This is a genomic window from Neobacillus sp. BF23-41, from assembly GCF_041106275.1.
On sequence record NZ_JBGBPR010000035.1, the window covers coordinates 1 to 14,118 of the forward strand.

At 38.7% G+C, this 14,118-nt stretch carries 14 protein-coding genes and 1 tRNA gene; 6 read left to right on the forward strand and 9 right to left on the reverse strand.

The genetic code is table 11. The features are described 5' to 3' along the window. The first annotated feature begins 606 nt into the window (after window positions 1-606). The 4 genes from AB7942_RS27325 to AB7942_RS27340 all read left to right on the forward strand — a co-directional run bounded on the left by AB7942_RS27325 (window position 607) and on the right by AB7942_RS27340 (window position 3,664). The gene (locus AB7942_RS27325; protein WP_088089350.1) at window positions 607-1,302 is read left to right on the forward strand and encodes an MgtC/SapB family protein; all 696 of its coding nucleotides are present in this window, start codon (window positions 607-609) and stop codon (window positions 1,300-1,302) included. Window positions 1,303-1,382: 80 nt separating this feature from the next. Next, window positions 1,383-1,455: transfer RNA gene (locus AB7942_RS27330), tRNA-Ala, on the forward strand. A 344-nt stretch (window positions 1,456-1,799) separates the two neighbouring features. Then, window positions 1,800-2,126 carry a DUF485 domain-containing protein gene (locus tag AB7942_RS27335; RefSeq protein ID WP_168245418.1) on the forward strand — a complete coding sequence of 109 codons (327 nt, stop codon included), beginning with the start codon at window positions 1,800-1,802 and terminating at the stop codon, window positions 2,124-2,126. Continuing rightward, window positions 2,126-3,664, forward strand: coding sequence for a solute symporter family protein (locus AB7942_RS27340; RefSeq protein ID WP_215002372.1), 1,539 nt, complete (start codon window positions 2,126-2,128; stop codon window positions 3,662-3,664). The genes AB7942_RS27335 and AB7942_RS27340 overlap by 1 nt, the downstream gene beginning before the upstream one ends. A 53-nt stretch (window positions 3,665-3,717) precedes the next feature. Here AB7942_RS27340 and AB7942_RS27345 read toward each other — a convergent pair whose 3' ends face one another. Then, a complete protein-coding gene (locus tag AB7942_RS27345) occupies window positions 3,718-5,058 on the reverse strand; it encodes a DEAD/DEAH box helicase (protein ID WP_369449290.1) in 1,341 nt (446 codons plus the stop codon). A 214-nt stretch (window positions 5,059-5,272) separates the two neighbouring features. Here AB7942_RS27345 and AB7942_RS27350 point away from each other — a divergent pair, with 214 nt between their 5' ends. Then, window positions 5,273-5,845, forward strand: a complete 573-nt coding sequence (locus tag AB7942_RS27350; RefSeq protein WP_369449291.1) for an RBBP9/YdeN family alpha/beta hydrolase — start codon at window positions 5,273-5,275, stop codon at window positions 5,843-5,845. Between the two features lie 136 nt (window positions 5,846-5,981). Next, entirely contained in the window at window positions 5,982-6,890 is a 909-nt protein-coding gene (locus AB7942_RS27355) for a selenium metabolism-associated LysR family transcriptional regulator (protein WP_369449292.1), read from the forward strand. A gap of 109 nt (window positions 6,891-6,999) precedes the next feature. Here the strand turns inward: AB7942_RS27355 and AB7942_RS27360 are convergent, their stop codons facing one another. The 8 genes from AB7942_RS27360 to AB7942_RS27395 form a co-directional block, all read right to left on the reverse strand. Further along, entirely contained in the window at window positions 7,000-8,499 is a 1,500-nt protein-coding gene (locus AB7942_RS27360) for an acyl-CoA synthetase (RefSeq protein WP_369449293.1), read from the reverse strand. A 113-nt stretch (window positions 8,500-8,612) separates the two neighbouring features. Beyond that, the gene (gene phaZ / locus AB7942_RS27365) at window positions 8,613-9,509 is read right to left on the reverse strand and encodes an intracellular short-chain-length polyhydroxyalkanoate depolymerase (protein WP_369449294.1); all 897 of its coding nucleotides are present in this window, start codon (window positions 9,507-9,509) and stop codon (window positions 8,613-8,615) included. Then, entirely contained in the window at window positions 9,502-10,524 is a 1,023-nt protein-coding gene (locus tag AB7942_RS27370; RefSeq protein ID WP_369449295.1) for a 3-oxoacyl-ACP synthase, read from the reverse strand. The genes phaZ and AB7942_RS27370 overlap by 8 nt, the downstream gene beginning before the upstream one ends. A gap of 18 nt (window positions 10,525-10,542) precedes the next feature. Continuing rightward, a complete protein-coding gene (locus AB7942_RS27375) occupies window positions 10,543-10,722 on the reverse strand; it encodes a hypothetical protein (protein WP_088089358.1) in 180 nt (59 codons plus the stop codon). 12 nt (window positions 10,723-10,734) lie between these two features. After that, window positions 10,735-11,709 carry a branched-chain amino acid ABC transporter permease gene (locus tag AB7942_RS27380; protein WP_369449311.1) on the reverse strand — a complete coding sequence of 325 codons (975 nt, stop codon included), beginning with the start codon at window positions 11,707-11,709 and terminating at the stop codon, window positions 10,735-10,737. A 31-nt stretch (window positions 11,710-11,740) separates the two neighbouring features. Then, entirely contained in the window at window positions 11,741-12,601 is an 861-nt protein-coding gene (locus AB7942_RS27385) for a branched-chain amino acid ABC transporter permease (protein WP_088089360.1), read from the reverse strand. An 18-nt stretch (window positions 12,602-12,619) separates the two neighbouring features. Beyond that, window positions 12,620-13,327: an ABC transporter ATP-binding protein gene (locus AB7942_RS27390; protein WP_369449296.1), complete on the reverse strand. Its 708-nt coding sequence runs from the start codon at window positions 13,325-13,327 to the stop codon at window positions 12,620-12,622. Then, on the reverse strand, window positions 13,305-14,078 hold the full coding sequence (locus AB7942_RS27395) for an ABC transporter ATP-binding protein (RefSeq protein WP_214730894.1): 774 nt from the start codon (window positions 14,076-14,078) through the stop codon (window positions 13,305-13,307). The genes AB7942_RS27390 and AB7942_RS27395 overlap by 23 nt, the downstream gene beginning before the upstream one ends. Window positions 14,079-14,118: the final 40 nt, after the last annotated feature.

Below are 14,118 nucleotides of genomic sequence, written 5' to 3' on the forward strand. Positions count from 1 at the left end.
CGCCAGCGTTCGTCCTGAGCCAGGATCAAACTCTCCAAGAAAGTTGATTAGCTCATTTGTTACGTTGGCTTAGTTTCGTAATTGAAACTAAAATTTTTGTTTGTTTGCACGATTTTGTTTGTTTAGTTTTCAAAGATCAATTTTCTCTATCGCTCGTAAGCGACTTTATTAATTTATCACACCCAACATCTTAATGTCAACAACTTTTTCAAATACTTTTTTCGTTGGTTGACTCTCTCGATGAGGACGAGATTTAATATAACATGATAAATTAATGTTTGCAATATAATTTTAAAAGTTTTTTTGAAAAGCTCATTCTTATTACTAAAGTAAGGACCATATAAAAAGCAGGGGAATGTAAAACTAATTGTTATAGCCTTTTTTGATCCTTCTTATCATATAATAAATAGACAGTTATTGATTAACAGTAAATAATTTCCATAATTCATAAAAATATAAGTTCCCACTTGTTCTTCCATTAGATACTCGATTATGTGTAGAATCAACATAGGAAAACCTTTAATTTTTTCCAATGCTCTTTATTTTCTACCACCAAAACAAACAAAACTTCAGTCAACAGACTGTGTAATTGGACGTGAACCTGAGATGAGTAGTATCGATATCCATATATTAATTAAGTTAGGTGTTTCTGCTATTTTTGGCCTTATTATCGGCCTAGAACGAGAATTAAAAAGGAAACCAGTTGGACTTAAGACAAGTCTGGTTATCTCGGTTGTGAGTTGTTTGCTGACAATTGTATCGATTGAATCGGCCTATATGTTTCCCAATTCGGATAATGTTAAAATTACAATGGACCCTCTTCGCTTAGCAGCACAGATTGTTTCAGGAATTGGTTTCTTAGGTGCGGGGGTTATCCTAAGACGGGGCAATGATAGTATTTCAGGATTAACTACTGCTGCCATGATATGGGGAGCCGCAGGAATTGGCATAGCTGTCGGAGCTGGTTTTTTCATAGAAGCATTTGTTGGTGTTGCGCTACTTATTATTAGTGTGGAATTTGTTCCGTTTTTAATGAAGATCATTGGTCCGAAACAATTACGGGAAAAAGAAGTCATGTTGCACTTGTTTATTAGAGATCAAAATCAAATTGATAAAGCTATTTCTTTTTTATTAGAAAAAAATTATATTGTTCGTAGACTTAAGATTAAAGATTTAGACAACGGGGACCATCTTGTTCAAATCTTAGTTGCAGTGGATTACCGTGAAAAGACAACCGATGTGTATTCCTCTGTATCGAATTTAGAAGGTGTTCAGAAAGTTGAAATCGAAAGTATTGGCTAGAAAAAAATTTATGTAAATCCAAAATTTTCTCTTGCAAGATAATAGCAATACAGATATAATTTTTCTTGTACCAATAAACTGGGGGATTAGCTCAGCTGGGAGAGCGCTTGCATGGCATGCAAGAGGTCAGGGGTTCGAGCCCCCTATTCTCCATATTTCGAAAACCTTTGCGTTGCAAGGGTTTTTTTTATTTTTCTGATTTACACAATAACATCCAACCCTCTCCATTATTTCTCCTAATAAATATTTCATGGGTATTTTTACCTTTTTTAATAATTTCCTATTGCAAATTCTCTTCACAATATAATAAAATCGAAAATGTAATTTAAAAATTTAGAAAAATCTGTATTTAAAGGAGTGAATTGTAAAAATATTAATTTCTTCCAGTATAATTACCGCCACGATCTATTTTTCCTCAACAATTGACCAATCAGCATTGTCTTTTATTTGACCTCAGATTTGAACAAAGGGTTTTTAAATGAGAGGGGGAACTTCCATTGGAGGCAAAAAAAACTAAGGTTAATTCTGAAAGCGATTACACTGCAATTGTTCAATCATCATCATTTCAAAAATTACTCTCCGAAAAGAAAAAATTCATCGTGCCAATCACCATATTCTTTTTTTGTTTTTATTTTGCATTGCCTGTATTAACTTCCTATTCGACAGTGTTGAATCATAAGTTTATCGGAAGTATTACATGGGCATGGGTCTTTGCTTTTTTACAATTTGTCATGACATGGGTTTTATGTATGCTTTACTCGAAAAAAGCAGCAAGATTTGATGAATTAGCTAATAAAGTCATCCAAGAAGGGGGGACTAACTAATGAATACAGCTGCATTTACTATGTTTCTATGTATCGTTTTTGTCACGTTAGTGATTACATACTACGCTTCAAAACGGACGAAAAATGCAAGTGAGTTCTACACGGCTGGCGGAGGTCTTACTGGCTGGCAAAATGGACTTGCCATCGCTGGGGATTATATGTCCGCTGCATCCTTCCTTGGAATTGCTGGGGCAGTCGCCTTAACGGGATTTGATGGCTTCTTTTATAGCATTGGTTTCCTAGTTGCCTATCTTGTTGTACTTTATTTGGTCGCTGAACCTCTAAGAAACCTCGGAAAATATACCTTTGCAGATATGATTGCTGCAAGATTTGATGCAAAAAAAGTGCGTGGTTTTGCCGCCATGAACACGGTAACCATTTCGATTTTTTACATGATTGCTCAGCTAGTTGGTGCAGGTGCACTTATCAAATTATTATTAGGCTTAGAATATACCACATCCGTTTTAATTGTTGGCGTACTAATGACTGTATATGTTATTTTTGGAGGAATGCATGCAACAAGCTGGGTCCAAATCATTAAAGCCGTTTTATTAATGGGTGGTACCTTAGTCATTTCTATTATTGTCTTTGCCAAATTTAACTGGAGTATTACCGATATGTTTGCGCAAATGAAAACTGCAACACCATTAAAGGAAACTTTCCTAAATCCTGGCGTAAAATACAAAATTGGTCTTGATACGATTTCCTTAAACATGGGATTAGTCCTAGGAACAGCAGGTCTGCCCCATATTCTTGTTCGGTTCTTTACGGTAAAGGATGCAAAAACAGCTCGTTCCTCAGTTGTATATGCCACATGGATCATTGGGATTTTTTACGTTATGACTATTTTTCTTGGCTTCGGTGCGGCAGCTTTTGTAGGTAACAGTACAATTGTTGCAGCTAATCCGGCAGGAAATATGGCTGCTCCGCTTTTAGCCCAAGCTCTTGGTGGAAATATGTTATTTGCTTTTATTTCAGCAGTCGCTTTTGCAACTATTCTAGCTGTTGTTGCTGGCCTTGTTCTGACAGCTGCCTCAGCGTTTGCCCATGATTTCTATAACGTTATCCTTAAAAAGGGAAAAGCAACAGAAAAGCAACAAGTGGGTATGGCCCGCTGGGCAGCAGTTGGAGTTTCGGTCATATCTATTATACTTGCCTTAGGTGCACAAACTCTTAATGTCGCCTTCTTAGTTTCACTTGCCTTTGCCGTCGCAGCGAGTGCAAATTTACCTGTTATTCTGTATACAATTTACTGGAAACGCTTTAATACAACCGGTGCCGTTTGGGCTATGGTGGTTGGGCTTATTTCAGCAATCGGCTTGGTGCTAGTCAGCCCGAATGTTTTCAGCCCTGAAGTTGGAAAAGCTATTTTTGTAGGTGAGCCTTGGTTCCCGTATACAACTCCAGGAATTGTTTCTATTCCACTCGGATTTATTGCGGGCTATCTTGGAACTATTTTCTCAAGCCAAAAAGCCGATGTAAAAAGATATGAGGAAGTACTGGTTAAATCGAATACTGGCATTAGAATTGGTAGTTAAATAAGCGAATGGGACTGAATCATTTTCAGTCCCATTTGTTTTAAAAATGTATATTATCTTGGTCCTTTTCTTCCTGAACCTGTTTTCGTACTGTTTCTTCCTGACGTAACGGTTTGGGACCTTCTTTCAGAGTTGCCTCTTCCTCCAGACCTATTTTCCCTTCTACCTGTATCGTTTCGATTTCGTGATGTGCTTGTTCTTGCTTTACTCATTCCAGGTTTATCTTTATGAACTGTATTACGTTCTTTTTTAACGTCTTCTGTTTCGGATTTCTCTTCGCTATTACTCATATTTTGTTTTGGAATGATGATGTTTAACTCTTGTTCAATCGTTTCAAGCATAGACCTGTCCGCCGAGGAATAAAAGGTAATTGCAAGACCTGTCATTCCAGCTCTGCCTGTTCGGCCAATTCGATGAACATAACTGTCAGCATCTTCAGGGATATCATAATTAAATACATGCGTGACACCTTCAACATCTAGTCCTCTCGCCGCCACATCTGTAGCAATTAACAATTGCACTTCGGCATCTCTAAAACGCTTCATCACTCGTTCTCTCTTCGCTTGAGACAAATCACCATGCAATTCATCGCAAGAAAAGCCGTTTGCTTTCAGGACATCAAAAAGTTTACTTACCCTTCGTTTCGTCCGACAAAAAACTACCGCTAAATAGGGACGATACGTTTCCACTAATTGAATAAGCGTGCCTTGTTTAGCACGATCCGTTGTATGAATCGCAATCTGCTTAACATTTTCAGCCGGACCTTGTGTTTTTTCTACTTGAATATATTCAGGATCACGCATATGCTTTTTTGCTAGTTTGCGAATTTCAGGCGGCATCGTTGCTGAAAACAGCATCGTTTGCCTGCTTGCTGGAGTTTCTCTGATAATATCCTCCACTTCATTAAGAAAGCCTATATGGAGCATTTGGTCTGCTTCGTCTAAAACAAGGAAAGATATTTCCGATAAACGGATGGTTTCTCTTCTAATATGATCTAAAAGTCGGCCAGGAGTCCCAACAACAATTTGCATTCCCCTCTTTAATTTTTTTAACTGTTTATCGACATCCTGCCCGCCATAGACAGCCAGGACATCTAAACCGTTAATGCCTGCTATCAATTTTTCAAATTCATCTGTAATTTGCAGTGCTAATTCTCTAGTTGGAGTCACGATAAGCGCTTGAACCTGTTCTGCTTCATAATTAATTTTTTCAAGTATTGGTAGAATAAAAGCAAACGTCTTCCCTGTTCCCGTTTGCGACTGTGCAATTATATCGTTACCATTCATCACAAATGGAATCGCTTGTTCTTGAATCGGTGTCGGTTTTGCTATACCGTGGCCGCGTAATTTATTCACTAATGTTTCTGAAATACCCAATTTTAAAAAATCTGACAAAAAAAACCCCTACTTTCATTTTTAACCTATCCATTTATTTTGATTGTTTATCATTCCAATTGCAAATATACTTTTCCTGCCGTTATTCAAAAAAATATATAAATGTTCAGACATTAGTTGCCTTTTTCTTTTAAAACAACTATAATTTTTGTATCACAATATAATACCAACTTATTTCATCGGAATAGTAAACTTTGGAGGTGGAGAATATAATATGAACCAAAACAGTTTTCTCATCATGCATGGCCTAGGCGGGAGCGGACCTGATCATTGGCAAACATGGCTGGCTCAAGAATTAACACAAAGGAATCATCATGTTTGTTACCCAACTTTCTCTAACTTTGATTTTCCTAATAAGAAAGTCTGGTTGGAGGAACTGTCCGCTACGATAAAGACGATTCCTGAGGAAAATAACTTAACGATTATCACACACAGTCTAGGATGCTTGCTTTGGCTTCATTATGCCTCTACTCTAAACAAACAAATTGCCAAACAAGTTATACTCGTTGCACCACCATCTCCATCACATATTCTCACTGAAGCGAAATCCTTCTATCCGGTACCGCTGGATAGAAACCATTTAATGCGAACATCTTCGGAAACATTATTTGTCCATTCATCCAATGATCCCTATTGCAGTTTGGACGATTCAAAAAACTATTTAAATCTCGGGCTACCTTCCGTTACCATACCAAATGCTGGTCATATTAATACGAAGTCAGGACACGGGGAATGGCCATGGATCCTAGATTTATGTCTTTCTCGAAAAGAAATTGTTCAATATTGATAAAAAGAAGGAGTGAGACATCACTCCTTCTTTTTATTGACGTTTCTTCCATTCTAAGCCATTATATAAATTATTTTTATCTGTTTTATCAATCACAATTAATCGATTATATAAATATTTCAAGGAGGAAATACATTTGGATTTGCATCAGTTGTATGTTTTTACAAAAGTGGTTGAACACAAAAGCTTTTCAAAAGCAGCAGATGATATTTTTTTAAGTCAATCAACCGTTAGCTCTCACATCCAAGCATTAGAAAAGATGTTAAATATGAATCTTTTTGATCGTGTCGGAAGAGAAAGTATTCTTACACCTCAAGGGGAACGCTTATATCAGTGGGCACTCAAGATTTTGCTCATTAAGGACCAAGCATTGCTTGACCTAAAAGAGGGGATGACAGACCTCCGTGGAATGATAAGGATCGCAGCGAGCTCTGTTCCTGGGCAATTTATGGTTCCGCGAATGGTCAAGCAATTTAGAGTACAGTATCCTGAAGCGACGTTTCATATCAATCAATCTTCCTCTAAAATTGTGGCCGAAAAGGTTTTAAATGGATCTGTTGATGTTGGGATATTGGGTGATAAATACGAAAACGACAAACTTCACTATATTCCTTTATTAAAAGAAAAGCTAGTCTTAATTACATCGAACCAAAACGAGATTGTGGGACCTGTCAATATCGAGGAGGTTTTAGATTATCCATTTGTGATGCGTAATTCTAGCTCAGGAACGAATGCTCTTTTGGAACGTTTCCTTAAGAAAAGTAAGATTCATAAGGACAAATTAAATATCATTGCTTATACAGAAAGCGGTCAGAGTTTAATGCAATTTGTCCTACAAGATATTGGCATTTCGATTATATCTGAAATTGCTGCAAGCGAATATTCCTCTAAAAATATGCTTAAGATGCATGATATAAATGGCTTTGATGACGAAAGATATTTTTATCTTGTTTACAACATTAATAAAACGCAATCACTCCTATCAAAATTATTTATTGAAGGTGCCTTGGATTTGGTTAACGGGGACCCACATAAATTGGACTAAGGAAGTTCTCAACCCACTTTGTTGTGTTTATGGTTTGAGGATCATTTTAATACAATCTTCCCCCTCGTATCTAACACCACGAAAAAAGGGAGAACGGTTTGTTCTCCCTTTAAATGATCGTGCTCATTTCCTTTAATTTCTTTTTATCTATTTTTCCCACATGGGTTTTTGGCAGTTCTTCTAAGAAAATGAATCGCTTTGGAATTTTGTATCGACCTAATTTATGCTCGCAATAAGGTCTCAATTCTTCCTCTCCTACAGTTGAAGAGTCTTTTAATACAATAAAAGCGGTTACAATTTCGCCCCATTTTTTATCCGGCAATCCGAGTACTGCGACCTCATCTATGTCTGGGTGTTCCGCGAGCCATTGCTCTATTTCAAGCGGATATACATTCTCTCCGCCTGTGATAATCATATCTTTCTTCCGGCCGACAATAAAATAGAAGCCTTCTTCATCCCTTTTGGCTAAATCCCCTGTATGAATCCAGCCCTCCATCAACGTTTCCGATGTTGCTTGTTCATTATTCCAATAAAACGAAAAGGCATGCTTCCCTTTAATTAATAGTTCACCAACCTCATTGTTTTTTGCTTCTCGACCATCTGGCTTTACTAATTTTATCGAATTAAACAGCATCGGTTTACCGACAGACCCACGTTTTATACGGGCATCTTCCGGGCTAATATAAAAATTATTCGGCCCTGCTTCCGTTAACCCATACCCCTCTTTAAAGGCTAACCCCTTTTTTTGAAAGGCCTCATATATTTGTAAAGGACAGGGCGCGGCACCTGATAAAAAGATTTTCATTGTCGGAAAATCGCTGCCTTGAAAGTCATCGGTTTGAATGAGCAAATGATACATGGTAGGCACCAAGAGAATAATCGTACAGCGATGACGATTGATGGATTCCACTGCCTTTTGTCCGGTAAATTGATCGCCTATAACAACAGTTCCACCAATCATAAGGACAGGGATACTAAGCGCATTTATTCCACCCGTATGAAACATCGGTAAATAATTTACCGTAACATCCTCAGCTGTTAAGCTCCAACTTATTATTGTGTTCATTGCATTCCATAAGATTGACTGATGACTTAACACTACACCCTTAGGTTTACCGGTTGTTCCCCCTGTATAAATCATCGCCAACGGGTCGGTTTCAATGATATCTTCTGTAAAACTATTACTAATTGGATACGAAGAAATTTCAAGATGATTTTCTGCTCTAATTAAAAAGGAATTCGGGCCAACGTTGGTTAATTGTTCGTAGATCGTCTCAAATTGCTGATGGATTCCAATTAACACGGGTGTACAATCCTGCAATATTTCGCTGATCTCATGCTGCGATAATCGCCAATTCAGAGGAACCAAGATGGCTCCCATTTTTCCACAGGCAAATAATAAATCAAAATAGCTAATATCATTAGGTGATAAAAGGGCAACCCGATCGCCCTTTCTAACACCTTGGGACAGGAGCCAGCTTGCTACAGACTTTGCACGTTCATTTACTTCTTTAAACGTCCAAGCTTGGTTTGTTTTTTCATCTATAATTGCATCCTTTTCCGGAGATAATCTTGCTCTATTATCAAGCCAATCCAGTTCCCACCTCACCGAATAATCGCTCCTTCACTACTAGATGCAACTATCTTACTTATTTCCGGTTACAAGGGAGTTACATAATCAGACTCTATTATCGGATATGAATGGTTATCGACACATTTTTCTTAAACATCACTATCAATAAATTGTGTAATTGCGTTTACTAGCTGTGGAAGATCATCCACCAATGGGGAGTGACCACAATTCTTTAACTCAATAAACCTAGCTTTTTCCCCTAGGTCCTCTAGTAATTCCTTCGTCATGTCTCCAGTTACCACAAAATCACGGTCTCCGCTTAGCACCAGTACTGGTACCGTAATATCATCCACTTTCCCATTTCCTTCAACAAGTCCATTATGATGGTGGCTGATATTAAACGTGTTATTGGAATGATGCACCTCAGCTAAGTTCCGCTGGGTTCTCATATCTTGAACATACGCATCATAAAGTTCAGGTACAGGCTGATTGTGAGTATAGATAACAGCGTTCCAAATGAGCTTCAATAATTCAGTGTTATTCGTGTCATAAGCGGTTTGGACAGGTATTGTTTTCGTAACATCCCTTTTAATCTCTTCATGTAACGCAAATCTCCGCGGCTCATCATTTTCATTTAATTTCCCGTCAAATGGATAGCCACGGGTGGATTCAGATGCTAATAAAATAAGTTTGTTTGCGTACCCAGGGTAATCCGCCACAAACTGCATGGCAACCGCACCACCGGTTGACCAACCAACAACCGCAAAATCCTTTAAGCCTATTTCATCAATAAACAGCTTTACATCATCTGAAAAATCTTTTATAGACATCACTAGATTGGTATAGGTTGAACCGCCAAATCCTCGTAAGTCAACCGCATATAGTTTATATTTGGCATCTAAATTCTCAAGCACCAAATCCCAGTGCTTCGAAGAAGTCATATTTCCGTGGATTAACAAAACTTTTATTTCTCCTCCATCCCTCTCCCGATAGGTAAGAGTTTCATCATTAGCAAGTTTAACTTCCTTAAGTGTCACATTAACCATCCAGATCAACCTTCCCCCATTTAATTGTAGTTGCTCCCCACGCATAGCCAATTCCAGCACTAACTAAAACTACAACATCGCCTTCTTTAACTTTTCCATCTGATAAGGCCAACTCCAAGGACAATATCTGATCAATTTGCCCGATATGACCGTAATCTTTTAGATAAATAGACTGCTCTTCGGACAAACCCAGTTCTTTTAAAACATATTCATGTGCGGACTTTTTCATGTGAAGGATACCAAGATAAGAAATATCCTTCTCGCTAAACCCACTTTTCCTTAAAGATTCACGAATAACCTTTAGAAAATTATTCATTGATTTCTGTTCGAGGCGCTCCTTCATACCTTCTGGATCAAGAACATCGAGCTTATTAAGCCGCTGAGCAATAGCCTCTTTTGTAATGGGGTTCTTGGTCCCTCCGGAAACAACGACGACGTCGTCTGAAAAAGAACCATCAGTGATTATATCTGTTTCCATTAATAGGTTTTCGTTATGCCATTTTTTTAACAGGATCGCTCCACCGCCAGCACCGAGATTAAACATGAAACGGGTCCTTGGATTGTCGTAATCAATGAAATCCACATTCCGATACCCACCTGCAAGAAGAACCGTTTGAATTCCTGGATCAGCAATCATCATAGATTTTGCTACTTTTAATGCCATGACAGTTGTCCCGCATCTCAAGGCAACATCAAATGCCCATGCATTCAAAGCTCCAACTGCTTCTTGAAGTTTAATACCAGCGGTCCACAGAGGGTATTCCTTATGTTCCTCACCAATATAAATAACAAGGTCAATCTCCATTGGATCGATTCCTGCTTTAGCAATAGCTTGTTTTGCAGCGACGATCCCCATTTCACACGTATGGTCTTCTGGTCCTGGGATATACTTTTTCTTTATGCCCATTTTTTCTTCAACAACTGAAACAGGGATATCGGCCATTTCTGCAATCTCTTTTCCAGTCAAAAATTCTTCAGGCAAATAAATGCCCGTGCTCAGGATCCCGATTTGCAAACCTAATCACCTACCTCTCTATGCTTTTTCCGCCATTGCCTTCATAAAAATCAGCGCTTCTTCAATCGATTCAAATAATGTTTCTCTGTCCTCTTGAACATGGGTAACTTTTATTCTCCATTGTTTCTCGCCTGTTTCTTTCTCAAAAGCGGCCAACTGAAACCGAACAACAAAAGAAGCAATTTGATTTAACTCCATTCCTTCCTCCCTCTATCCCGCCAGTTTCCCCTCTTTTTTTGCGGATCGTTGTTTTTTTCTTTTCCATGAAAGCGTACTTAACGTACCAACAATTCCACGTGGGAAAAACATAACCACCAAGATATAAATTATCCCGAAGAAGATTATCCAACGCTCAAAAATCCAATGCTCTTTCGCTAATTCTGTCAGCCAATCATGAGCAAATTCAATTAATCCTGCCCCGATAATAGCCCCAATTAATGTTCCAACCCCGCCAATGATCGTCATTAATAAGGCATCTAAGGTGATATCCATTGAGAACACACTTGTATTCACAAATCGGAGCGAAATCGCATATAAAATCCCTGCAACACCCGCCAGTACTCCAGATACAACACTTGCTGCAATTTTATAATGAAGAACATGATACCCTAATGATTCCGTTCTCTGCTCATTTTCCCTAATTGCCTGCAACACGCGTCCCAACGGTGAATTGGTAAATCGCTTCAGGATGAGAAAAACGGCAACCATAACAATAAGACTGAGGAGATAAAAATTAGTTCGGTCTATAAACAATTCTGGGACCCGAAAAGTGAACCCATCATTTCCATAGGTCAAGGTCCGCCACTTTTCCGCTAGAACGAGGAAAAGGCCAGATAAAGATAGTGTTAGCATAGCGTAAAAATGGCTTTTCAAACGTAGTGTAAGCAACCCAACAATGAAGCTGACCACAGCTGTAAGCACAATTGTTGTTAAGACTGCCAGTAAGAAGAAAATAAGCGTTGGTTCAAATCGTTTCATAAAAATGCCCATTGAATAAGCTCCAATTCCAAAAAACATGGCATGCCCAAAGGAGACGATTCCCGTAAAGCCCAATAAGAGGTCATAGCTCATCGCAAAAATTGAAAACACAAACACTTGTGTTAACAGAATCAATAGGTTTCTAGATTCATAAACAAAAGGTAATAGCAGCAGAAAAGCGACAACGACTAAAAAGATCGCTGTCATTCTATTCCCTTGAATAAACCTCAATGTATTTTCACCCCTTCGTTCCAAATAAACCCTGCGGCCGAATAATAAGGACAATTGCCATTAGGAGCATATTAACTGCCAGTGAGAGGTCCGGGACATAATAGGCCATAAAAGAACCGGAAAGCCCTACTAAGATGGCGGCTAAAACGGATCCCTTAAAATTGCCCATCCCCCCAATGACGACAACTATGAACGCTAAAATGGCAAACTCCATTCCCATACCCGCATGGATTACTCCCGAATATGGTCCAAGGAGGACACCACCTAGAGCAGCCATTCCGGCACCAATCATAAACACAAACATAAATACCCTTTGAATGTTGATTCCAAGCGCCTGAACCATTTCTTTATTCATGACGCCAGCTCGGACCACTAGACCAATTTTGGTCTTTTTGAGTAAAAATTGAACGCCGGTAAAAATGAGAAATCCCACAAAAATGATAAAGACTCGATACTTAATAATAATGACGCCGCCAAGCTCCCAGCTTCCTTTTAAATAATCGGGGGGCGATGCGGTTATTTGGTTAGGACCCCAAATGACTTTTAGCATTTCGGATAAAACCAGCATTAAACCAAGAGTAATTAATATTTGCTGGACATGATTTCCATACACCGGTTTAATGATCCACTTTTCGGTAATAATCCCTAACAAGAAACCTGTTAGGATGGCGCCAATAATTCCAATCATAAAGCTGCCTGTTTTCGAGTAAATCCAAAGACCACTATATGCTCCCCAGGCAAATAACCCGCCATGAGCAAAATTCAGCACGTCCATCAAACCGAAAATGAGGGTTAAACCGGCGGCTAATAAAAAAATCAGCATCCCTGTTGCCAAGCCATTTAAGGTTAAATTCATGAGTAATTCCACAAAGATTTTCCCCCTTCCTTACGCAATCCCTAAATATTTTCGTTTCATTTCTTCATCTTCTTTTAATTGCTTCATTGTTCCCTGACTTACAGTTCTTCCATCATCGATAATGTAAAAGCAATCACCAATCGTGCTTGCCATCATAAAATTTTGTTCCACTATCACAATGGTGGTTTGATCTTTCATTTGTAAAATAGATTCCATCACCTTCTCAACCACGATAGGGGCCAAGCCTTTACTAGGCTCGTCAATTAACAAGAGCTCGTTTTCATTTACATAGGCTCTGGCAATCGAAAGCATTTGTTTTTGCCCGCCGCTTAAAAGGCCGCCTGGTTTTTTCCAAAACTTTTTCAAGTCTGGAAACAACTCTAAAATCGAATCCATCCTTTTAGCCGTTTCTTCATTTTCTTTCTGAATCGCCACGCGCATATTTTCCTCTACGGTTAAACCTGCAAAAATCCCTTGATCTTCGGGGACATAGCCGATACCCTTTTTAGCAATGGTATAGGTGGGAAGTGTTTGTATTGATTCTCCTTTAAAAGCAATACTTCCCTTCGAAGCTGGATTTAGTCCCATAATGGTCCGTAATGTCGTCGTTTTACCTGCCCCATTTCTTCCAAGCAGGACCGTTACTTCGCCTTTTTTCACCTCAAAGGAAACACCTTGTAGAATATGATATTGACCAATATGCGTCTCTACTTTATCAAGCTTCAACAGGTCGTTCATCAAAATGACCTCCTAAATAGGCAGACTGAACGGTTTCATTTTTCATGATTTCTTCCGGAGTTCCGTCTGCTAGCAGTCTTCCATTAAATAACACCATCACTGAATCTGATAGATCCAAAATCATATCCATTTTGTGTTCAATCAGGACAATCGTCCGGTTCGCTTGTTCTTTTATTTTCTTAATAACTTCTAATATCGCTGGAACTTCTTCAAGCGACATCCCCGCTGTTGGCTCATCTAATAAAAGTACTTCAGTTTCAAGAGCCAGCAGCATCGCAATCTCAAGCTTCCGCTTTTCCCCATGCGCGAGGTTACTTGCTAGTGAATTCTTTTTTTCATCTAATAGGACCAATTTCAGCCACTCAAGAGCCTTTTCTTCAAATACCCGGTACTTTTTATAGTGGAACAACATTTGGTAACGAATTCCCGCTTGCGATTGAACGGCTAACCTTACATTTTCTAAGACTGTTAGATTTGGAAAGACATTAGTGATTTGAAAAGAACGGCCGATTCCCACCCTGGTTCGATTCGTAGATGAAAATCTCGTAATATCTTTGCCGCGATAATATATTTTTCCTTTAGTAGGAGTTAATTGTCCGCTTAACAGGTTGAAAAAGGTTGTTTTCCCGGCCCCATTTGGTCCAATAATTGATTTGAAGTGTTTTTCAGGAACAGAAATACTGACGGAATCAACTGCAGTATGACCGCCAAACGTAATTGATAAATCATCGGTTTCAATAAGTGTAGACATTCGTTCCACCACCTAAGTTCTTAGCGTAAAATAAGGAAGA

What these genes read in the sequence shown, in the direction of transcription:
- AB7942_RS27325 (WP_088089350.1), top strand. Translation starts at nt 607, where the DNA reads ATGAGTAGTATCGATATCCATATATTAATTAAGTTAGGTGTTTCTGCT.
- AB7942_RS27340 (WP_215002372.1), top strand. Translation starts at nt 2,126, where the DNA reads ATGAATACAGCTGCATTTACTATGTTTCTATGTATCGTTTTTGTCACG.
- AB7942_RS27350 (WP_369449291.1), top strand. Translation starts at nt 5,273, where the DNA reads ATGAACCAAAACAGTTTTCTCATCATGCATGGCCTAGGCGGGAGCGGA.
- phaZ (WP_369449294.1), bottom strand. Translation starts at nt 9,509, where the DNA reads ATGGTTAATGTGACACTTAAGGAAGTTAAACTTGCTAATGATGAAACT.
- AB7942_RS27375 (WP_088089358.1), bottom strand. Translation starts at nt 10,722, where the DNA reads ATGGAGTTAAATCAAATTGCTTCTTTTGTTGTTCGGTTTCAGTTGGCC.
- AB7942_RS27380 (WP_369449311.1), bottom strand. Translation starts at nt 11,709, where the DNA reads ATGACAGCGATCTTTTTAGTCGTTGTCGCTTTTCTGCTGCTATTACCT.
- AB7942_RS27390 (WP_369449296.1), bottom strand. Translation starts at nt 13,327, where the DNA reads ATGAACGACCTGTTGAAGCTTGATAAAGTAGAGACGCATATTGGTCAA.
- AB7942_RS27395 (WP_214730894.1), bottom strand. Translation starts at nt 14,078, where the DNA reads ATGTCTACACTTATTGAAACCGATGATTTATCAATTACGTTTGGCGGT.